The sequence below is a fragment of the Achromobacter maghribensis genome, assembly GCF_057334215.1.
This window is the reverse complement of record NZ_JBHFII010000004.1, coordinates 41601-62599: the sequence shown is the minus strand read 5'-3', so window position 1 is coordinate 62599 and position 20999 is coordinate 41601. Positions and strand designations below refer to the sequence as shown.

The following is a 20999-nucleotide window of genomic DNA, read 5'->3' as shown; positions in this document are numbered from 1 at the left end:
GGGGGGCGCGAAACCTTCGTGGCTGTCCACCCGCTCGGCGGGCACGCCGAACGATTCCGCGTAGGCCACGAAGTCGGGGTTGCAGAGGTCCGTGCCGATGGTCCGGCCCGGGTAGTGCTTTTCCTGGTGCATGCGGATCGTGCCGTACATGCCGTTGTTGAACACGATGAAGACGATGGCCAGGCGGTGCTGCCTGACGGTGGCCAGCTCTTGCGAGGTCATCAGAAAGCAGCCGTCGCCGGCCAGGCAGACAACCTGTCGTTCGGGGTGGCGCAGTTTGGCTGCAATGGCGGCGGGCACGCCGTAGCCCATGGCGCCGCTGGTGGGCGCAAGCTGGGTGCGGGGATGGCTGAAGCGGTAGTAGCGATGCGCCCAGGCGCTGTAGTTGCCCGCGCCGTTGGTCAGGATGGCGCGCGCATCCAGCCCATCACGCAGAGCGACGATGACGCGTGCCGGATCCATGCGCAGATCGTTGGCGGGCGGTTCCGTGTAGCGCAGGTAGCGCTGCCGCAGGTCGTCCAGCCAGCCGCGCCACGGGGCCGCGTCCACCGGCTCCAGTCCGGCGGCCGCGTCCGCGAAGGCGTCCAGACCCGACGGTATCTTCAAGGTGGGCTGATACACCCGGCCCAGCTCTTCCGGGTTGGCCAGCACATGGATCAGCGTCTGCCTGGGAACGGGAGATTGCAGCAGCGTATAGCCGCCTGTCACCATTTCGCCCAGGCGCGCGCCCACCGCCAGGATCACGTCGGCGTTGCGCACGGCGTCGGCCAGTTCCGGATTGACGCCTATGCCCACTTCACCGACGTATTGCGGGTGGTGGTTGTCGTACAGGTCCTGGCGGCGGAACGAGCACGCCACGGGCAGGCCGTTGCGGCTGGCGTAGCGGGCCAGGGCGTCGAGGCCTGCGCCGGTCCACCCAGAACCGCCCACAATCATCAGCGGCCGCCGCGCGCCGGCCAGAAGGGCCTGCATGTCGGCCAATGCATGGGGCGCCGGGTGCGCCTGCGGAAACTGGATTGTGCCGCAGTCCTGGGGTGCGGCCAGTTCGGTCAGCATATCTTCGGGCAGCGCCAACACCACGGGACCGGGCCGGCCCGACATCGCCACCGAGAAGGCGCGGTTCATGTATTCGGTGACGCGCGCGGCGCTGTCGATCTGCGCCACCCATTTGGTGAACTGGCCGAACATGCGGCGGTAATCGATTTCCTGGAACGCCTCGCGCTCGACCATGTCGTTGCCCACCTGGCCCACCAGCACGATAAGCGGCGTGGAATCCTGAAACGCCGTCTGCACGCCGATGCTGGCGTTGGTGGCGCCGGGCCCGCGCGTGACCATGCAGATGCCCGGCCGGCCGGTCAGCTTGCCATGCGCTTCGGCCATGAACGAGGCCGCGCCTTCGTGGCGGCAGGACACCAGGCGGATCCGCTCGCGTTCCGTGTACAACGCGTCCAGCACGTCCAGATAGCTTTCGCCGGGGACGCCGAATACGGTGTCCACGCCGTGTTCCAGCAGCGCGCGCACCACATGCTGGCCGCCGGTCATCAATGTTGCAGTGTCGTTCATCGCAGTTTCAATCAGGCCGCTAGGCGGCGGGTTGGGTCTGGATGAACTGTACGCAGCCCGGCGCCGGGCGCGTTAGGACAGATCAGAGCTTGTATTGCACTTTTTCGCGGATCCGCCCGGCGCGGCCGTCAGCCGATGGGGCGGTCGTACTTCTTGCGGAAATCGCCGGCGGTGCTGCCGGTGTGCTTCTTGAAGAAGCGGGCGAAGTAGGAGGGGTCTTCGAAGTTCAGCTGGAACGCAATTTCGGCGATGCTCAGGCCCGTATTGCTAAGCAGGCGCTTGGCCTCCAGCGCGACGCGTTCCTGCACCAGCTGGCTGGCAGTGCGCCCCACGCTGCGCTTGACCGCCTCGTTGAGCTGGCGTTCGCTAACGCAAAGCGCATCGGCGTACTGGCGGATGGCGTCGAAGTCCAGATAGTGTTCTTCGATCAGCATGGTGAACCGTTTGGACAGCGAATAGCTGGGGCCGGCGGTGGTCTCGCGCTCGTCGGCCGGATAAAGGCGGCGTAGCTGCGTCAGCAGGATCAGCAGGTAGGAGCGCACCACGTCGAAGCGCCCCGTCTGGCGGTCGCGCGTTTCGCGTTCGATTTCATTCAGCAGCGGCAGCATGCCGTCGTGCTGTTCGCGCGACAGATAAATGGCGGGCGAGCCGCCCGCCAGGTGAAAGAAGGGAAATTTGGCGATGTCGTCCGCGCGCGGGAACATGTGCGCGAAGAAGTCCGTGCTGATGTTCAGCACGTAGCCGCGTGGTTTGACGGACGAGGTCCAGGCGTGGATCTGGCCGGGTGACAGGAAGAATACCGAGTGGTCGCGCACCTCGTGCTGCTCGAAGTCCAGCATGTGCGTGCCGCGGGCTTCGCTCATCCAGAGCAGGTGGTAGTAGTTGTGCCGGTGCAGGAAGCCGCGCGGAATATCGTCCCGGTCCTGCAGCCGGACAAGGTCGAAATAGAACGACCCCTCACCTGAGAAATCGGAGGTTTCAAAGGTGGGGAACGGTTCCGGGTAGGGCGTGTGCAGGCCTGCGGACAAGCGGGAGTCTCCTTGACGGCGCGCGGGGCGGCTCTATTTTTTGCCATGATATAGGTAAACCCCGGCAAACCCCGGCGCCGCCGCCCTAGCCCTTGACCGGCGCGGGCCGTTTCAGTGCATTGAGTAGCGCCGCATTGAAGCGCTGCGGATCCTGGACCTGCGGCGAGTGTCCCAGTTCGGGCCACATCACCAGCGTTGCGCCGGGGATCGCCCGAGCCGTCTTCGGGCCCAGTTCAGCGTAATTGCCCAGGCGCTTGGCGACCTCGGGCGACGCGGCGTCCTTGCCGGGTGCGGTGTTGTCCTGCTCGCCGATCAATAGCGTGGTGGGCACGGCAATCTGGCCGAACTCATGCACGACCGGCTGGGTGTAGATCATGTCGTAGGTGAGCGCCTGGTTCCAGGCCACGCGTTCCCGGCCGTCGCCCTGCAGCATGCCGGCGGCCATCAGTACCCATTTGTCGTAGTCGTCGCGCCACTGCCCCGCGTAATACGTGCCCTGCTGGTACTTCTTCATGCCGGCAAAGTTGGCCTTGAGTTCGCGTGCGTACCAGGCGTCGATGCTGCGGTAGGGCACGCCTTCCTGCTTCCAGTCTTCCAGCCCGATCGGATTCACGAGCACCAGCGCATCGGTCGTTGCGCCGTGCATCAGCGCATAACGCGCCGCCAGCATGCCGCCCATCGAATGTCCGACCACGCTGGCGCGTTCCACGCCCAGGTGCGTCAGCAGGGCCTGGGTGTTGGCGGCAAGCTGGTGAAACGAAAATTGATAGCTTGCCGGCTTGTCGGATTTGCAAAAGCCGATCTGGTCGGGCACCACGACCCGATAGCCGGCCTGGCTCAACGCCGTGATCGTGGTGTCCCAGGTGGCGCCGCAGAAGTTCTTGCCGTGCATAAGCACGACGGTCCGGCCGTTGGCCTGCTTGGGCTTTACGTCCATGTAGGCCATCGACAGCGTCTGGCCCTGCGAGTTGACCGTGTGGCGATGGACCTCGTGTGGATACTGGAAGCGTTCGAGATTGGGACCGTAGTCTGGCACCTTGGGCGCATCCGCCGCCCGTGCCGCGCCGCCCGCCAGCAACAGGCTGGCGCACCATGCGGCAAGCTGGATATGTCGGATTCGTGTCATGCAATGGCTCCTGTTTTGGCGCCGGCCCGCTGCCGGCGCTGTACTAGAGTGACCATGCAGGGCAGGCGAGGTTCCGTGACACGCCGGGCGTGGCCTGGACTACTTCAGGCGCTTGAGAAGCTCTTGCGCGACGCCAAGCGCCGATGCCGGGTTCTGGCCGGTGATCAACTCGCGGTCGACGACGACATTCGGTGTCCACGGCGCGGCGTTGCTGCGATACTGCGCGCCGGCTTGTTGCAATGCCGTCTGCGGATAGAACTTCATCTGGCCGCCACCCAGCTGGGACTTGGCCTGTTCCTCTTCCTGGTTGCTGATGACGGTCATCTGATATCCGCTGTATATCCATTGCGGCGCACGGCCGGCCTGGCCGGATTCCAGCGCGGTCACGAAGTGCTGGGCGTCCGGCAGCGTCGACAGCAGTGCGATCGGCCCATGGCAGACCAATGCCGTGGTCTTGTTGCGGCTGTGGAAGTCGGCGAGCAAGCGCCCCAGCGCCGGGCTTTTCAGCAGGTCTTGCATCGGCGCATGACCGCCGGGGATATAGACCGCATCGAAGCGGCCATAGCCCTGCTGCTCGATACGGGCCAGGCTCACGACCGGTGACTTTTCCGGCGAGGTCAGCGCAAGTCGGTCGAGCAGATCCTGATGGACCTTCAGCTGGGCGGGGTCGTTGCCGAAGTACATCGGATCGATGGAGCTCGCATCCACCGTGGGAGCCGACCCCAGCGGCGTGGCGAACGTAATCTCGTGACCCGCATCAAGCAGCAGCTTGACGGGCTGCATCAGCTCGTTGAGATAGAAGCCGGTCGCAAAGACCTTTCCGTCCTTCAGGTCCAGGCGGTTGGCATCGGACAACACGACCAGCACGTTGCCGGCCTGGGCGGTGGTGGCCGCAAGGCCCAGGGCCATCACGGCCGCGAATTTGTGGATCGATTTCATTTTGTGGTTCCCGGCGGGTTTCAGGTTCAGAAGGGGGGCGCTTGCGGGTTCAGCCGCGCGTCTTGCCATGCCGTCACTGTATTAGGGCCGCCAGAAGAGATAAACTAGCCTTTCAGAACAATATCTGTTCTTTTGAGAGCAAGATGGGCCGAAAATTCGACTATCTAGGGGATGTAGAGGCCTTCGTCGCGGTGGTCGAACATGGCTCGTTCACCGCCGGCGCCGTGGCGCTATCGACCACCGCTTCGGTGCTGAGCCGCGCCGTCGCACGGTTGGAAACGCGCCTGGGGCGGCAATTGCTGCAGCGGACGACGCGCCGCCTGGGCCTGACCGACGCGGGCCGGCGCTACCTTGAACAGGCCCGCTCGGCCTTTTCCCAGTTCGAGGACGCCGGGCGGGAAGTACTTGGCCAGGAGGGCGAACTGGCCGGCCGCGTGCGACTGAGCGTGCCCACTACCTACGGGCACTACCGATTGCCGCCGTTATTGGCGCGCTTTGCTCAGCTGTATCCCCAGGTCCAGGTGGCGCTGAACATCACCAACCGCAACGTTGACCTGGTTGCCGAAGGATTCGATCTGGCCATCCGATTGGGCCACCTGCCCGACAGCGGCCTGGTCGCGCGCAAGCTCGAAGATGCGCCGCTGCTGTTGGTCGCTTCGCCGCAGTACGTCAAGCAAATGGGCGCGCCACAGACCGTGGAAGACCTGCATCACCATGTCTGTCTTCCCTTCATGATGCCCAGCACGGGCCGGCTCGCGCCGTGGATATTTCGTGACGACGGGCGCGACAGGGATTGGGTGCCTGGCTCTCGCTTCGAGATCTCGGACGACGTGCTAGGCGTGGTGTCGCTGGCCGAACAGGGCGTGGGTATTTGCCAAAGCTATGAATTCATCGTCCGCGACCGCATCCAGCACGGCAGGCTGGTGGAAATACTGCCGCAGTTGCGGGGAAGGTCGCGTCCGTTCTCTGTCGTCTACGCGCCGCATCGACACCAGTCGGCCGCCGCGCGCGCCCTGATCGATCTTCTGAGCAATCCGGGCGGATAACCGTCATTCAATGGCCGATTTCTTCGGCGAAGATTTCGGCCGCGGTGTGGAACGCGGAATTGGCCGCCGGTACGCCACAGTAGATGGCGGATTGCAGCAGCACTTCCTTCACCTCGTCCAACGTGACGCCGTTGTTGGCGGCGGCGCGCAGATGCAGCTTGAGTTCGGTCTCGCGGTTCAACGCGATCATGGTCGCAATCACAAGCAAGCTGCGCGTGTGGCGCGGCAGCCCCGGGCGCGTCCAGATTTCGCCCCAGGCATAGCGCGTGATCAGGTCCTGGAATTCGCGATTCAATTCCGTCGATGACGCCAGCGAGCGGCTGACGTGCGCTTCACCCAGGACCTCGGTGCGCACCGCCAGGCCCTGCTCGAATCGCTGGTGCTCGTTCATGATTGTCTCCTCTGCTTATTGTGGGGATGCTTCGTCGCCGGCATTGCGGCCCTGCATGGGAAAGCGCTTGCGGAACATGGGCGATGCCAGGCTTGCCAGCGCCAGCTCTTCGGTGGCGGCCAGCAGCTGAGGCCCAAGTTCCAACATACGCGCTTCGGTCAGGCGCATGGCCGGCCCCGCGATACTGAGCACGCCAATCGCGTCTTCGCCCTTGCGCTGCACGGGCGCCGCCATGGCCGTCATGCCGGGCGCGAACACTTCATTGATCATCGCGTAGCCGCGTTTGCGGCCCGCATGCAGCATCTTGGTCAGGGCTGCAATCGTCGTGGGTGCGTTGGGCCCATATTCGGCGGGGGAACCAAAGCCCTGACGCGACACCAGATCCAGCGCGCGCTCGTCCGACATCGTCAACATCCACGCGTGCCCGGATGCGCTGCACGACAGTCTGGCGTCTGATCCCATTTCGGGGTCATAGCGCAGACCGTGACGCGCGCCCTGCGCCTTGGCGACCCACGTCAGCCGTTCGTTGTCGACGATGGCCAGGCGCACCAACTCGCCCGAGATATCGGCCAGGCGGTCGACCAGGGGCTGGGCGATATCGACGATGCCCGTGGCGGCCAGATAGCTCAGGCCGATGGACGCCACGCGGGCCGTCAACGCGTAGTCGCCGTGGTCGCGGATCTGCCTGACGTAGCCGCAACGGCACAGGTCGGTCAGCAGGCGGTGGGCGGCGCTTTGAGGGATCTCCAGCTGCTGCGCAAGCGAGGCTAGCGGCACGCCTTCGGGTCTGGAGGATAGGTGCTCCATGACGGCAAGCGCGCGTTCGAGGACTCCGGCCATGTCATCTCAACAAGTAGTGGGGTAATGGATGATAACCCTAGGTGGAAAACTATTCCACTCGGAATTACATTCCACTACCGAGTCCTCCAAGACATCGAGAACATTCCAAAAAAACCCGGAAGGAGACAACGATGAAGACCCGCATTTTCTGCTTGGGCTTGATGGGCGTTCTATGCTCGGCCGCGATGACGGCCCACGCGCAGGACATTCAGGAACGCACCATCCGCTTCGGCCACCTGAACAACACCGACCACCCCGTGAGCGCGGGCGTGAAGAAGTTTGCAGAGATCCTGTCCAGCAAAAGCGGGGGCAAACTGAAGGTGAAGGAATTCCCGGCATCGCAGCTGGGCAACGAGATGCAGCAGCAGTCCGGCCTGCAAGGCGGCGTGCAGGAAATGTCCGCGCCAGCGTCCACCTCGCTGGCCGGCATCGTCAAGGAATTCGGCCTGATCGATCTACCGTTTTCGGTCACCGACTTTGGTCAGGCGGACGCGCTGCTGGATGGGCCGCTGGGCCGCGCGCTGACCGCCAAGCTGCCCGAAAAAGGCCTGGTGGCGCTGGGTTTCTGGGACCTGGGCTTTCGCAACGTGACGAACTCCAAGCACGCCATCACCAAGCCGGAAGACCTGGCGGGCCTGAAGATCCGCGTTATTCCCAATCCGGTGTTCCTGGACACGTTCAAGGCGTTCAAGGCCAACCCCGTGCCCATGCCGTTTGCGGAGCTGTACGGCGCGCTGGAGTCCAAAGCGGTGGACGGCCAGGAAAACCCGTACTCGGTGATTCTGTCCAACAAGTTCTACGAAGTGCAGAAGTACGTCAGCGCGACCAACCACGTCTACGCGGCCAACATCGTGCTGGTCAGCAAGAAGTTCTGGGACAAGTTGTCGCCCACCGAACAGCGCATGATGCAAGAGGCGGCCGACGAAGCGCGCGGTTACCAACGCAAGGTCAGCCGCGAAGCCGCGCAAAAGGCCGTGGCGGAATTGCAAGCCAAGGGCATCCAATACAACACGATCGAGCCGGGCCAGAAAGTCCGCATGCAGCAGGTCGTCAAGCCGGTCATCGAACACTTCACCGGCAGCTACGACCCCGCCATCGTCAAGCTCTACAACGACGAACTCGCACGCATCCGCAAGTAAACGCACCGGCGTATCCATCATGAAGATTCTTGTTCTGCACGGCCCGAACCTCAACCTGTTCGGCCGCCGCGAGCCGCACATCTATGGCACCACCACGCTGGCCGAAATCAATCAGCGCCTGGCCGCCCTGGCAGCCGAACTGGGCGTGGAACTGGCCACGCTGCAATCGAACCACGAAGGCGCGCTGATCGATTTCTTGCACGAGAACATCGACGCGGCGCAGGGCGCGCTGGTCAACCCGGCCGGTCTGACGCAGCACGGCGTGCCGCTGCACGACGCCATCAAGGCCATGCCGTTCCCCACGCTGGAAGTGCATATGTCGAACATCGCCGCGCGCGAAACGTGGCGCGCGCATTCGATCATTTCGCCGGCGGTGCGCGGCACCGTGCAGGGGCTGGGGCCGCATTCGTACCTGACGGCGCTGCGTGGGTTGGTCGACATCCTGCAAGAAGCACGCGCATGACACGGGGCACTCTTCTTTCCACGCCGAAGGAGGCCGCTCCATGGCTTTCATAGATGGGTGCATCGCGGCGGCGTGCCGCGTGCTGGAAATGGCCATCGCGCTGCTGCTGGCGGCGATGGTGGTGCTGGTCTTCGGCAACGTCGTTGCACGCTATGGCTTCAATTCCGGCATCACGTTGTCGGAAGAGCTATCGCGCTGGATGTTCATCTGGCTGACGTTCCTGGGCGCGGTCATCGCGTTGAAGGAACGCGGCCACCTGGGCATGGACATGGTGGTGGCCAAGCTGCCGACGGCGGGCAAGAAGATCTGCCTGGTCGTGGGCCAGATCATCATGCTGTACATCGTGGGCCTGATGTTCAAGGGCAGTTGGGAACAGGCCGTGATCAATGCGGACGTCAGCGCGCCGGTCAGCGGCTTGCCGATGGCGATTGTGTATGCGGCGGGCTTGGTGTTCTCGGCCCTGGCCGGGCTGATCATCGCCGTGGATCTGTACCGCGTACTGACTGGAAAGCTGCGCGACCAGGACCTGATCATGGTCCAGGAGTCCGAAGAAGCCGTGCAACTCAAGCAGATTCTGGACGACGCCAGCCACGGCGCGCCGGGGAGAAGCGCATGACTATCTTCGTATTCATCGGGTCGCTGCTGGGCGTGATGGCGCTGGGCGTGCCCATCGCTTTTGCACTGTTGGCCAGCGGCGTGGCGCTGATGTGGCACCTGGACATCTTCGATTCGCAGATCCTGGCGCAGAACGTCATCGGTGGCGCCGACAGTTTTCCGCTGCTGGCAGTGCCGTTCTTCATGCTGGCCGGCGAAATCATGAACGTGGGCGGCCTGTCCAAGCGCATCGTGGACCTGGCCCTGGCGCTGGTCGGGCACGTCAAGGGCGGGCTGGGCTACGTGACCATCATGGCCGGCTGCCTGTTGTCGGCGTTGTCCGGCTCCGCCGTGGCGGATGCGGCGGCGTTGACGGCGTTGCTGCTGCCGATGATGGTCAGCGCCGGCCACAAAAAATCAACGGCCGGCGGCTTGATCGCCGCCACGGGCGTGATCGGCCCGGTGATCCCGCCCAGCATCGGCCTGGTGATTTTCGGCGTGGCCGCGAACGTGTCGATTTCGAAGCTGTTCATGGCCGCGATCGTGCCGGGGCTGCTGATCGGCGGGGCCTTGTGGCTGACCTGGGCCTGGCTGGTTCGCCGTGAAAAAGTGGTGCCGCCACCGCGCAAATCCGCCAAGGAAATCGGCACGGCGGCGCGCAAGGCGCTGTGGGCGCTGATGCTGCCGGTCATCATCCTGGTGGGCTTGCGAATGGGCGTCTTCACGCCAACGGAGGCTGCGGTGGTCGCGGCCACCTACGCGCTGCTGGTATCGACGCTGGTCTACCGCGAACTGAAGCTGAATCAGTTGTATGCGGTGTTCGTGTCGGCCGCCAAGACCAGCGCGATCGTGATGTTCCTGATTGCCGCCGCCATGGTCAGCGCCTGGCTGATTACCGTGGCCGACCTGCCCGCCAAAGTCGTGGACATGCTTCAGCCCTACATCGGCAACAAGATCCTGCTGATGGCGGCGATCATGGTGTTGGTGATGGTGGTGGGCACCGCCATGGACATGACGCCCACCATCCTGATCCTGACGCCCGTGCTGATGCCGGTGGTGCGCGCGGCTGGCATCGACCCGGTGTATTTCGGCGTGCTGTTCATCATCAACAACTCGATCGGCCTGGTGACGCCGCCCGTGGGCACCGTGCTCAATGTGGTGGCGGGCGTGGGCAAGATGAAGATGGACGACGTCACCCGAGGGGTCATGCCGTTCATGGCCGCCGAATTCGCGGTCATGTTCCTGATGGTCGTCTTCCCGGCGCTGGTCATCGTGCCCGCGCGCTGGTTCGGCGGTTGATACGCATGCCTCGTTCGCGCCTCGCTCCCATTGCTGAACGGGGCAGGCGCGAACCGCTATTCAAAGGAGAATTCCAGCAATGTCCAAGCTTGCCCAATACCGGCGTCCGTTCTGGGACACTCAGCCCGCTTACCGCTTTGACGCGTATGGTTCCACGCTGCTACGTTCGCCAAACGAGCCGCTGATCGCGCTGCCGCAGACCCTGTCGGAAATCACTGGCCCGGCGTTCGGCGCCGCGTTTGTCAAGCAGGGCGACAACGACCTGACGCGCATCGCCAGCGCCCAGGCCATCGGCGAACGCATCATCGTGTCGGGCCGCGTGCTGGACGAAAACGGCCGCCCCGTGCCCGACGCGCTGATCGAAATATGGCAAGCCAATGCCGCCGGCCGCTACCTGCACAAGCGCGATCAGCATGATGCGCCGCTGGACCCGAACTTCAGCGGCGAGGGCCGGACGGTGACGGACGCACATGGCCGTTATCAGTTCAAGACGATCAAGCCCGGCGCCTACCCGTGGGGCAATCATTACAACGGCTGGCGGCCGCAGCATATCCACTTTTCGCTGTTTGGCCGCGCCTACGCCACGCGGTTGGTCACGCAGATGTACTTTCCGGGCGATCCGTTGCTGGAATTCGACCCCATCTTCCAGTGCGTGCCGGACGCCAAGGCGCGCGCCCGCCTGGTCGCCACGCTTGACTGGGAAACCACCGTGCCCGAATACGCGCTGGGCTATCGCTTCGATATCGTGCTGCGCGGCCGCAACGCTACCCCGATGGAGTAACGCATGCTCTACCCCACTACCTCGCAAACCGTCGGCCCCTACCTGCACATCGGCCTGTCGGGCCTGAACTGTGCGGACTTGACCGCGGGCCAGCCCGACCTGGCCGTGGCCTCGGTCGTGATCGAAGGACGGATCATTGATGGCCAGGGCAATCCGGTGCCCGACGGCATGATCGAAATCTGGCAAGCCGACGCCCGCGGCGTTTACCGCCATCCGGACGACCCGCGCCATGGCGAGCCCGCCACAAGTACGCCGGGCTTTACGGGGTTTGGACGCGTGCCGACGGAAGCGGACGGCTCGTTCCGCTTCACCACGATCAAGCCCGGCAGCGTGCCCGCGCCGGACGGCACGCTGCAAGCGCCCCATCTGCTGGTCTCGCTATTCATGCGCGGCCTGCTTAAACACCTATCGACGCGCCTGTATTTTCCGGATGAAGCCCGGGCCAACGAACAGGATTGGGTACTGCGCCAGACCCCGGCCGCCCGCAGGGAAACGCTGGTCGCACAGGCGTCGGACGACGGCGTACTGCGCTGGAATGTCGTCTTGCAGGGCGCGGGCGAAACCGTATTTTTCGATGTTTGATCGCCACGGCAACGGACGCGCCACATGACCATTCTCTCCGGCCTGACCGAACAGATCTATTCCGACCGCGACATCATGGGTTTGTTCTCCGGGCCCGGCACCATCAGGCGGATGTTGGCGGTGGAAGCGGCGTTGGCCCGCGCCCAGGCGCACTGTGGCGTCATCCCCGACCGCGCGGCCCGCAGCATCCATGACGTCTGCCATGCCGAGGACATTGACGCCATCCTGGATCTGGAGGCGATCGCCACGGCCTCAATGCTGGCCGGCAACATTGCCATTCCCTTTGTCAAGCAACTGACCGCCGCCGTGCGCCGGGTGGATCCCGAGGCGGCACGTTTCGTGCATTGGGGCGCCACCAGCCAGGACGTGCTGGACACCGCGCTGGTCTTGCAGCTGCAACAGGTCGCCGCGCAGCTGGACCAGGATCTGGACGCGGCGCAGCGCGCATGTGCGCGACTGACGGCGGCGCACCGCGACACGATCATGGTCGCGCGCACGTGGTTGCAGCACGCGCTGCCCACTACGTTTGGCGTTAAGACGGCCGGTTGGCTGGAAGCCTTGGCGCGGGCGCAGCGACGCCTGCGGCACGACGCCGAACAAGCCGCTCTGCTGCAATTCGGCGGCGCCGCCGGCACGTTGGCCAGCCTGGGTGACGCCGCACCCGCCATCGCAAGCGCATTGGCCAAAGAACTGGGCCTGGCGCTGCCCAATATGCCCTGGCACGCGCATCGCGACCGGTTGGCCGATATGGCCGCGACGTTGGGCGTACTGACGGGCACGCTGGGCAAGATCGCCCGCGATGTGTCGTTGATGGCGCAGACCGAAATCGCCGAACTTGCCGAACCCGGCGGCCCGGGGCGGGGCGGCTCCAGCACCATGCCGCACAAGCGCAATCCCGTCAGCAGCGCCGCCATCCTGGCCGCCGCCACTCGCGTGCCGCCACTGGTGTCCACCATGCTCTCCTCCATGGTGCAAGAACACGAACGCGCGTTGGGCGGCTGGCAGGCGGAATGGGACGTCCTGCCGCAAATCTGCGCGCTGACCGGTGGCGCGCTACGCCACGTGGCAGGCATGCTGGACGGCCTTGAAGTCCACGCCGCCAACATGGCGCGCAATGTAGACGCAACAAACGGATTGATCCTTGCCGAGGCTTATGCGCTTGCGCTGGGCGCTCGAATCGGCCGCATAGAGGCCCACGAACTGATCGAACAGGCATCACAGGAAGCCGTGCGCCGAAACTGCTCGCTAAAAGCAAGCGTACGCGAGGCATTAGCCAAGCATGAAGCGACACGGGCGTTGCTGGGCGACCACGACCTTGACCGCCTGGGCGATCCCGCCAACTACCTGGGTGAAGCGCAGTCTATTTGCGACCGCGTGCTCGCGAGCTGGGCGGGATCTTCTTCCTGAGCACCGTATCGCTCTGGACGTTGGCGTCTAACCTCGCCGCTCCGCCGGTATTCGATCGGGTCGTAGAACCGATACCCCATTCCGCGCAGCGTCGCGACCGGCAGTGCACGGTCGCAGGCTTGTTCGACCTTTCTGCGCAGGCGGCGCATTTGTGTATCCAGACTGCGGCGGTCGTAGGTCCAGTAGTCCTTTCCAAGCGCTTCCACGATGGCTCTTCGGCTGGCGCCCTGGGCGTGCGTGGCAAGCGTGGCCAGGACGGTGTAGTCCTGGTGGGACAAGGGAATGGGCGATGCGCCGGGAGGCACCAGGCTGGGCGGCGAATCGCAGAGTTGCCATGGCAAGGCTTGCGGTGGCGCCCCCTTATCTTCCAAGTCGTTGCGCTGGACATGCCGTGCCGTGACGTCCCGGGCCACCGCAACGCGTATCTGCTTGTCCGGGTACCAACGCGCTGACCACATGATGTGGACAATCCGTCCGTCCTTGCGCACGTATCGATTCTCGAAATCGTATTGCAGCTTGCCGCGCATCAGCCGGCCGACCGCGGCAAGCGTCGCGGACCGGTCGGCTTCGTGGATAAGGTCCATCATCGGGCGTCCCACCATCTCTTCCGGCGTGTAGCCGAAGATCGGCTCGCAGGCGCCGGTCACGCTGAGGAATCTGCCCGACTCGGTCACGACACACACGGCGTCCAGGAGCATGGGCATCAGATCGGCAAGCGGCGTAGCGGACATTAGGATCTGGGGGTGGGTATCGGTGCAACGGTAGACGCGCACCCGGGCGGGGTGGGGTGGCGCTCAGTTTAACCAGACTTGATTTCTGTGCGTAGCGCTTTTTTGAGTGCAGCGGCGCCAGAAATCCAGTGTGTGCGCTCAGATTTTCTCAGTGCCAATGCTCATACTTGCTCAGCTTCAGGCGCTTGCAAATTCCTATACTCCTCGTCGCCGCGCCGGGATCCGAACGCCCGGTAGCCAAAACCTGGAAGCCAAGAATGAAGCCGATGCGCCTGTCACCCATGATTTCCCATATGCCTGTGCGTCCGCTTTCAGCGGCGGTTGCCATGGCGGTCGCCGCTCTTGGTCTGCCATCGGCAGATGCTGCCACGCTCACGTGGGTCGGCGCAGGGGGAGGATTTTGGGGTGTCCCCGCGAACTGGGGCGGTGCTCTGCCCAGCATTGCGGATGATGCCCATGTCGCTGCCGGCACGGTACAGCTCGACAATATGAGCCAAGCGGGCACCTTGCTGGTCGGCGACACCGCGGCTGGCACACTGGTGTTTCGGTCAGGCGGGAGCCTAACCACCGGCAGCTTCGTGCTGGGCAACGATGGCGGCTCAAACGGGGCAGCCGTGCTGGGAGGAGTTGGCGTCGGCAGTGTCTGGAACTCCATGTACGGCACGATCGCCAAGGGCGTCAACAGCACTGGATCGGTGACCGTGTCGGATCCGGGGAGTCGGCTCGAAGTACTGTCTACCTTGTATGTGGGGGAACTGGGAACCGCTGCGTTGACCATCAAAAATGGGGGGGTGGTGCAGGCGGGCGTTTTGGCAGCGGGGCGTGGCGGGGACGCGTGGGGGGAGATCCAGGTGACCGACGCCGGCTCCACGTTGCAGGCCGGGACCTTGCTGGTCGGCGGTGATACGTTCGGGCCGCCCAGCACGAGCGCTCGCGGCGCGGTGCGCGTGCTGGCGGGCGCGTCGCTTATTGCCACCGAGATCAATGTTGCTGACTCGGCGCTATCCACCGGTTTTTTCCAGGTGAGCGGAACGGGATCGTCCGTGGATTCTGCATTGCCCGTGAAGGTGGGACATCATGGTGGCGGTTTGTTCGAGGTCAGCAATGCGGGGCGCGTACAGAGCGGTGGTCTGATCGCGGCCGACCAGGCGGGATCGACCGGCAGCGTCTCGCTGATGGGCGCCGGTTCGTCCTGGACCAGTTCGGGGCCAGTGGAAATCGGCAAAGAAGGCAGCGGCACGCTCTTGCTAGCCGACGGCGCGACGCTCAGCGGAACCTCCGGCTTCGTCGGCGTCGGTTCAGGCAGCGTCAGCACCGCCTCGATTGGCGGAGCGGGATCGTTGTGGAGCAACGATGGGATCTTTGTGGTTGGCGACGCCAACGGTGCGCGCGGCGGCTTGGGTGTTTCGAGTGGCGGCCAGCTGACCAGCATGAACGGCACGTTGGGCAGGCGGGCCGGGTCCTACGGCAACGTGACGATTATGGGCGATGGTTCGAACTGGACGTCGACCGGCCCGGTGACCGTGGGCGATGCAGGCGAAGGACGGCTGTTGTTGATGTTTGGAGGCGCGCTGAACGCAAGTGAAGTCGTCATCGCGAACGCCGCGGGTTCCAAGGGCACGCTGGTCATGGGCACGCCTGCGGACTTTGGCGCGGCGCCCGCCGGCGTGTTGAATGCCCCGGTGCTGCGATTTGGCGCGGGCGATGGCGAACTGCTGTTCAACTTTGTCGGCCCGGCCCTGACCTATGGCGGTAGCATTCAAGGCAATGGTCGCGTCAACATCTTGTCGGGTAACGTGATCCTGACCGGTAACAGCAGCAACACCGGCGTGACCACGGTGTCGGGAAGCTCGCTTACGGTCAACGGTACGCTGGCGGGCCCGGTCAGCGTGGGCGCGGGCGCCACGCTGGGCGGGTCGGGTTCGGTGGGGGCGACCACATTGGCCAGTGGGTCGGTTTTGAGCCCCGGCAATTCGATCGGCACGTTGACGGTCAATGGTGACCTGACCTTTGCGCCTGGAGCCACCTACCGCGTCGAAGCGACGCCGGCATCGGCCAATAGCGATCGGGTCGTGGTGAACGGCATTGCACGGCTGGCGGGGTCGGTGCTGCACGTTGGGCCGGACGGCAACTTCGCCCCTAACCTGAGCTACACCGTTCTTAGCGCCAATTCGGTAGAAGGTCGGTTCGAAAGCGTCTCGTCGAACTATGCGTTCCTGGATCCCCGGTTGTCCTACAGCGCTACCGACGTGAGACTGGGCTTGCTACAGACGCGAGCCTTCCCCACTGGTGCCAATACGCCAAACCAGCGGGCCGTGGCCGGCGCCCTGGAAAGCATGGATGCAGACAGCGCGTTGCGTCAGTATGCAGCGACGCTGGCGGTGGGGCAGACCGAAGACGCCTTCGACAGCCTGTCGGGTGAAATACACGCCAGCGTGTCAAGCACCCTGCTTCAGGGCGCGGCGCAGGTGCGCCAGACGCCTTTGGCCAAGTTGCGCGCGAACCTCCAGGCGACTGCGCGGGCGGGTAGCTACACCGCCGCTGTGGGCGTATCTGATGGCCAGGTCCTGACCGGCGAGATGCCAGCGTCCAGCGCCTTGCCAGCCTGGGCCGAAATTGTGGGAAATTGGCAGACGGTTGATACGGACGGCAATGCCGCGCAAATCCGCCAGCATGTTGGCGGACTGTTCGTGGGAGCCGATCGTGCCGTGGGCGCGGGCTGGCGTGTCGGCAGCGCCCTGGGCTACACCGACAGCAAGGCGCGTGTCGACGAGCGTTCCTCGCAGGCGAACGTGTCCAGCTACAGCGCTCTCGTCTACGGTGGAAAAGCCTTTGCCGCCGGGTCCGGCGCCTGGCAAGTCCTGGCGGGCGCGGGGTACACCTGGCATGACATTTCGACGCGGCGCTACGCCAACAGCCAAACCGCCGCGTTGACGGCCGACTATGGCGCCAGCACCAGTCAGGTGTTCACGGAATTGTCCTATGCAAGGCCATTGGGGGAACGTACCACGCTGGAGCCGTTCGTCGGCCTGGCCTGGAGCGATTTGCGCACGCGCGGTTTTGCCGAAAGCGGCGGCAACGCCGCGCTGTCGGGCGAGTCTGGAAGCACGCAGCAAACCTATACGACGTTGGGTCTGCGAGCCGCCCAGGAATTCGATGCTGGTGGCCGTCAGGGCAGGGTGTTCGGCACGGTGGGTTGGCGCCACGTGTTCGGCGACGTAAAGCCAGAATCGGTGTTGGCGTTCAGCGCCGGGCAGCCGTTCACCGTCGCGGGCGCGCCTCTCGGGCGCGATGCCGCGCTGGTGGAATTAGGTGCGGAGATGGCGATTGCGCGCACGGCGTCGGTAAGGCTGGGGTATGCCGGGCAGTATGCCAGCGACAGTCGGGAACATTCGGTTAGCGCGACTGCACGCTGGCAATTCTAAAGCGGCGGCATTGCCAGCCAGGTGTCGAATTTTATTCAAGTCCATCCCGGCCTGATGTATCTTTAATCCGCAGATTTATTCGCAAAGGTCGGGCTGGATTTGAGAATTTCGGGAGAACGACATCATGGGAATCCTGACTTTCAGTATGAACGTCACCCTTGACGGCTGTGTAGACCATCAGGAAGGGATTGCCGACGACGACACGCACGCCTTCTTCACCCGGCTCATGGACGCGTGCGGGGCGGTGTTGTGGGGGCGGGTCACCTACGAGATGATGGAGGCCTATTGGCCGGCCGTCGCCCGCGGCGACGTCGAGGCTTCAGCGGCGATGCGCGAGTGGGCCGTCAAGCTGGATGCCAAGCCGAAATACGTGGTGTCCTCGACGCGAAAGGACTACTCGTGGATCAACACCCACCCCATCGCAGACGACCTGCGCACTGGCGTACAGAAGCTCAAGGACGAGACCCCGAGGGGTGTACTGGTCGGTAGCGGCAAGCTCGCGGCCGAGCTGGACCGGCTGAATCTGGTCGATGAGTACCAATTCCTTATTCACCCTAGGATCGCCGGGCACGGCCCGACGCTGTTCGAGGGCGGGCTGCCCAGTACGCGACTGCTCGATTTGGTCTCTGCCAAGCCGCTCCGTGGCGGTGTGGTCGCCATGCACTACCGGCGCGCGCGCTGACGCCAAGGCGAGCCAATTAGCGCACGATTACCCCGTGAACGCTTAAAGTGCCTATTAGCCCGGCTAATTGTCTGCGGCGGAATTTTCCACCAGAATGACTTACTTTCGAGCCAATTCCCCTCGTTCGGGGCATCGCACAATGTTCTTGGCTCTGACCCAAGGAGTTCGTCCATGATGCGTCTTCAAGTCAACGGCCAGACCAAAGAGATCAGCGCGCCTGATGAGATGCCCCTGCTGTGGGCCCTGCGCGACGAGCTTGGCATGACCGGCACCAAATTCGGCTGTGGCATGGCCTTGTGCGGGGCCTGTACGGTCCACATGGACGGCTCGCCGATCCGTTCGTGCGTCACGCCGGTCTCGGCTACCGTCGGCCATGCGATCGCGACGATCGAAGGCATGGAGGCGGACCGCTTGGGCAAGGTCGTGCAACAGGCCTGGGTCGAGAACAACGTTGCGCAGTGCGGCTACTGCCAGGCGGGGCAGATCATGACGGCGGTAAGCCTGCTCAAGACAACCCCCAACCCCACCGAACAGCAGATCGACGACGCCATGAGCGGCAACATCTGCCGCTGCGGCACGTACCCGCGCATCCGCGCCGCCATCCAGCAGGCTGCCCTTCGCCTGGCACAGGGAGACAAGCAATGACCGCCATTGCTCAACTCTCCCGGCGCGGATTCTTGCAAGGCACCGTCGCCGCGTTGACCCTCGCAGTCACTGCCAAGGGCGTGGTCACGGCCGCCTGGGCGGCCGACACCGCCGTCCAGAAATATGGCGCCGACTCCATGCCCGGCGGCACGGTGGATGATCCGCTGGTTTTCGTCTCTATCGCGCCGGATGGCACCGTCACCATCGTGGCACACCGCGCCGAGATGGGCACCGGCGTGCGCACCAGCTTGCCCATGGTGGTGGCGGACGAAATGGAGTCGGACTGGGCGCGGGTGAAGGTCGTGCAGGCGGACGCCGACGAGACCCGCTATGGCAACCAGAATGTGGACGGTTCGCGCAGCGTCCGTCATTTCCTGATGCCCATGCGGCGCGTGGGGGCGGCAGCCCGCCAGATGCTTGAAGCCGCGGCCGCGGCGCGTTGGTCCGTTCCGGTGCTTGAGGTCAAGGCCGTGCAACACGAGGTGTTGCACCCGCCCACTGGACGCCGGCTGAGTTATGGCGAACTGGCGGCGGACGCGGCCAAGCAGGCGGTGCCGACGGGCGACGCGCTCAAGTTGAAGGCCCGGACCGAGTTCCGGTACATCGGCAAGGACCGTGTGCGCCTGGTTGACCTGGAGGCCATCGGGAAAGGCCAGGCGACCTACGGCATGGACATGCGCCTGCCCGGCATGGTCTATGCCGTGGTGGCGCGCCCGCCCGTCGTGGGCGGCCGGCTGCGTCGCTTCGACGGCGCCAAGGCGCTGGCCGTGCCGGGTGTGCTGAAGGTCGTGGAAATTCCTGCGATGACGGGCGCGCCCGCCTTCCAGCCACTGGGCGGCGTGGCGGTCGTTGCCCGCAACACCTGGGCCGCGCGCCAGGGGCGCGACGCATTGGAAATCGAATGGGACGATGGCCCAAATGGCGGCTACGACTCCGGCGCCTACCGCCAGACGCTAGAGGCGGCGGCGCGCAGGCCCGGCAAGGCGATACGCCATCAAGGCGACGCCGCGCAGGCCTGGGCCAAGGCGCCCGAAGCCCAGCGCGTGGCTGCGGAGTACTACGTGCCGCATCTGGCCCACGCTTCGATGGAACCGCCGGTGGCCACGGTGCTGATCAAAGGGGGCAAAGCCGAGGTCTGGACGTCCGTTCAGAACCCCGCGGCCGCGCGCGACGCCGTGGCTGCCCGCCTTAAGCTTGAACCCGCCAACGTCAAGGTCAACGTCTTGCTGCTGGGCGGGGGCTTCGGACGGAAGTCCAAGCCCGACTTCGTGGATGAGGCCGCCATCGTCGCCCGCGCCATGCCCGACGGCACGCCGGTCAAGCTGGTATGGACGCGCGAGGACGACATCCGCCATGATTACCTGCACACCGTTTCGGTCGAACGGCTGGAGGCCGTCCTGGACAAGAACGGACAGGTTCAATCCTGGCTGCACCGCAGCGCCGCGCCCACCATCGCCTCTCTTTTTTCCGAAGGCGCCAAAGGCCAGCAGATGTTCGAGTCGGCGATGTCGGCGATCAACATGCCTTACCGCATTCCGAACGTGCAGGTGGAAACGGCCGAAGTCGAGGCTCATGCCCGCATCGGGTGGTTCCGCTCTGTCGCCAACATTCCGCATGCCTTCGCGGCGCAATGCTTCATCGCCGAGTTGGCCGACCGCGCAGGCAAGGATCCCAAGGACTTCGCGCTGGACCTTATCGGTCCGGCGCGACGCATCGACCCGGGCACCCTGGCCGACACCTGGAACTACTCCGAATCACCCGAACGCTATCCCTACGACACCGGCCGCCTGCGCGGGGTCATCGAGGCGGCATGTAAAGGCGCCGGATGGGGCCGCACGCTGCCCAAGGGCCACGGCCTGGGACTGGCATTCTGCTACAGCTTCATGAGCTACACCGCCACCGTGGTCGAGGTCGCCGTGGACGACAAGGGCGAAGTGCGCATCATCGCGGTGGACATGGCGATGGACTGCGGGCCGCAGATCAACCCCGAGCGCATCCGCGCCCAGATGGAAGGCGGCGCCGTCATGGGCCTGAGCCTGGCCCTTACCAGCGAAATCACCTTCGAGAAGGGCCGCGTGAAGCAGAGCAATTTCCACGATTACGAGGTATTGCGCCACAATGCGTCGCCGCGCGTCATCCGGACCCACCTGGTCAATGACGACCACGCCCTGCCGCCTGGCGGCGTCGGCGAGCCGCCGGTGCCGCCCGTGGCGCCCGCGCTTTGCAACGCGATCTTTGCTGCCACCGGCAAGCACGTGCGCAGCCTGCCAGTGCGCACGGTGGTTCGATCGGCGTGAACGGGTGCGGCGCAGGCCGGG

19 protein-coding genes are annotated in these 20999 nt (G+C 64.7%); 12 read left to right on the top strand and 7 right to left on the bottom strand.

The window, feature by feature from the left end:
• The 4 genes from ACE039_RS01040 to ACE039_RS01025 all read right to left on the bottom strand — a co-directional run.
• Nucleotides 1–1563 (bottom strand): thiamine pyrophosphate-binding protein (locus ACE039_RS01040; protein WP_485821421.1); only part of this gene is annotated, 1563 nt, incomplete at its 3' end.
• Nucleotides 1564–1691: 128 nt separating this feature from the next.
• Nucleotides 1692–2591 carry a helix-turn-helix domain-containing protein gene (locus ACE039_RS01035; RefSeq protein WP_485821420.1) on the bottom strand — a complete coding sequence of 300 codons (900 nt, stop codon included), beginning with the start codon at nucleotides 2589–2591 and terminating at the stop codon, nucleotides 1692–1694.
• Between the two features lie 85 nt (nucleotides 2592–2676).
• On the bottom strand, nucleotides 2677–3717 hold the full coding sequence (locus ACE039_RS01030; protein WP_485811182.1) for an alpha/beta fold hydrolase: 1041 nt from the start codon (nucleotides 3715–3717) through the stop codon (nucleotides 2677–2679).
• 99 nt (nucleotides 3718–3816) lie between these two features.
• The gene (locus ACE039_RS01025; protein ID WP_485821419.1) at nucleotides 3817–4656 is read right to left on the bottom strand and encodes a type 1 glutamine amidotransferase domain-containing protein; all 840 of its coding nucleotides are present in this window, start codon (nucleotides 4654–4656) and stop codon (nucleotides 3817–3819) included.
• Between the two features lie 143 nt (nucleotides 4657–4799).
• On the opposite strand from ACE039_RS01025, the gene ACE039_RS01020 reads away from it, so the two are divergent.
• Entirely contained in the window at nucleotides 4800–5702 is a 903-nt protein-coding gene (locus tag ACE039_RS01020) for a LysR family transcriptional regulator (RefSeq protein ID WP_485821418.1), read from the top strand.
• Nucleotides 5703–5709: 7 nt separating this feature from the next.
• Here ACE039_RS01020 and pcaC read toward each other — a convergent pair whose 3' ends face one another.
• Nucleotides 5710–6093 (bottom strand): 4-carboxymuconolactone decarboxylase, encoded by a 384-nt coding sequence (gene pcaC / locus ACE039_RS01015; RefSeq protein WP_313459768.1) that lies wholly within the window; start codon nucleotides 6091–6093, stop codon nucleotides 5710–5712.
• Between the two features lie 15 nt (nucleotides 6094–6108).
• Entirely contained in the window at nucleotides 6109–6933 is an 825-nt protein-coding gene (locus ACE039_RS01010) for an IclR family transcriptional regulator (RefSeq protein ID WP_105556109.1), read from the bottom strand.
• A 131-nt stretch (nucleotides 6934–7064) separates the two neighbouring features.
• On the opposite strand from ACE039_RS01010, the gene ACE039_RS01005 reads away from it, so the two are divergent.
• The 7 genes from ACE039_RS01005 to ACE039_RS00975 all read left to right on the top strand — a co-directional run bounded on the left by ACE039_RS01005 (nucleotide 7065) and on the right by ACE039_RS00975 (nucleotide 13198).
• Nucleotides 7065–8072 (top strand): TRAP transporter substrate-binding protein, encoded by a 1008-nt coding sequence (locus ACE039_RS01005; RefSeq protein ID WP_105556110.1) that lies wholly within the window; start codon nucleotides 7065–7067, stop codon nucleotides 8070–8072.
• A 19-nt stretch (nucleotides 8073–8091) separates the two neighbouring features.
• A complete protein-coding gene (locus ACE039_RS01000) occupies nucleotides 8092–8535 on the top strand; it encodes a type II 3-dehydroquinate dehydratase (protein ID WP_310031366.1) in 444 nt (147 codons plus the stop codon).
• 40 nt (nucleotides 8536–8575) lie between these two features.
• Nucleotides 8576–9151 carry a TRAP transporter small permease gene (locus ACE039_RS00995; protein ID WP_485821417.1) on the top strand — a complete coding sequence of 192 codons (576 nt, stop codon included), beginning with the start codon at nucleotides 8576–8578 and terminating at the stop codon, nucleotides 9149–9151.
• Nucleotides 9148–10428 (top strand): TRAP transporter large permease, encoded by a 1281-nt coding sequence (locus ACE039_RS00990; protein WP_310031363.1) that lies wholly within the window; start codon nucleotides 9148–9150, stop codon nucleotides 10426–10428. Before ACE039_RS00995 ends, ACE039_RS00990 begins: the two co-directional genes overlap by 4 nt.
• A gap of 79 nt (nucleotides 10429–10507) precedes the next feature.
• Nucleotides 10508–11209, top strand: coding sequence for a protocatechuate 3,4-dioxygenase subunit beta (gene pcaH / locus ACE039_RS00985; protein WP_485821416.1), 702 nt, complete (start codon nucleotides 10508–10510; stop codon nucleotides 11207–11209).
• Nucleotides 11210–11212: 3 nt separating this feature from the next.
• Entirely contained in the window at nucleotides 11213–11791 is a 579-nt protein-coding gene (pcaG, locus tag ACE039_RS00980; protein ID WP_485821415.1) for a protocatechuate 3,4-dioxygenase subunit alpha, read from the top strand.
• A 24-nt stretch (nucleotides 11792–11815) separates the two neighbouring features.
• The gene (locus tag ACE039_RS00975) at nucleotides 11816–13198 is read left to right on the top strand and encodes a 3-carboxy-cis,cis-muconate cycloisomerase (protein ID WP_485821414.1); all 1383 of its coding nucleotides are present in this window, start codon (nucleotides 11816–11818) and stop codon (nucleotides 13196–13198) included.
• On the opposite strand, the gene ACE039_RS00970 is transcribed toward ACE039_RS00975, so the two are convergent.
• The gene (locus ACE039_RS00970) at nucleotides 13132–13929 is read right to left on the bottom strand and encodes a PAS domain S-box protein (RefSeq protein ID WP_485811190.1); all 798 of its coding nucleotides are present in this window, start codon (nucleotides 13927–13929) and stop codon (nucleotides 13132–13134) included. The genes ACE039_RS00975 and ACE039_RS00970 overlap by 67 nt on opposite strands.
• Nucleotides 13930–14186: 257 nt before the next feature.
• On the opposite strand from ACE039_RS00970, the gene ACE039_RS00965 reads away from it, so the two are divergent.
• The 4 genes from ACE039_RS00965 (at nucleotide 14187) to ACE039_RS00950 (ending at nucleotide 20978) form a co-directional block, all read left to right on the top strand.
• On the top strand, nucleotides 14187–17354 hold the full coding sequence (locus ACE039_RS00965; RefSeq protein ID WP_485821413.1) for an autotransporter outer membrane beta-barrel domain-containing protein: 3168 nt from the start codon (nucleotides 14187–14189) through the stop codon (nucleotides 17352–17354).
• 124 nt (nucleotides 17355–17478) lie between these two features.
• On the top strand, nucleotides 17479–18036 hold the full coding sequence (locus ACE039_RS00960) for a dihydrofolate reductase family protein (RefSeq protein WP_448713161.1): 558 nt from the start codon (nucleotides 17479–17481) through the stop codon (nucleotides 18034–18036).
• Nucleotides 18037–18207: 171 nt separating this feature from the next.
• Nucleotides 18208–18681 carry a (2Fe-2S)-binding protein gene (locus ACE039_RS00955; RefSeq protein WP_485821412.1) on the top strand — a complete coding sequence of 158 codons (474 nt, stop codon included), beginning with the start codon at nucleotides 18208–18210 and terminating at the stop codon, nucleotides 18679–18681.
• The gene (locus ACE039_RS00950; protein ID WP_485821411.1) at nucleotides 18678–20978 is read left to right on the top strand and encodes a xanthine dehydrogenase family protein molybdopterin-binding subunit; all 2301 of its coding nucleotides are present in this window, start codon (nucleotides 18678–18680) and stop codon (nucleotides 20976–20978) included. Before ACE039_RS00955 ends, ACE039_RS00950 begins: the two co-directional genes overlap by 4 nt.
• Nucleotides 20979–20999: the final 21 nt, after the last annotated feature.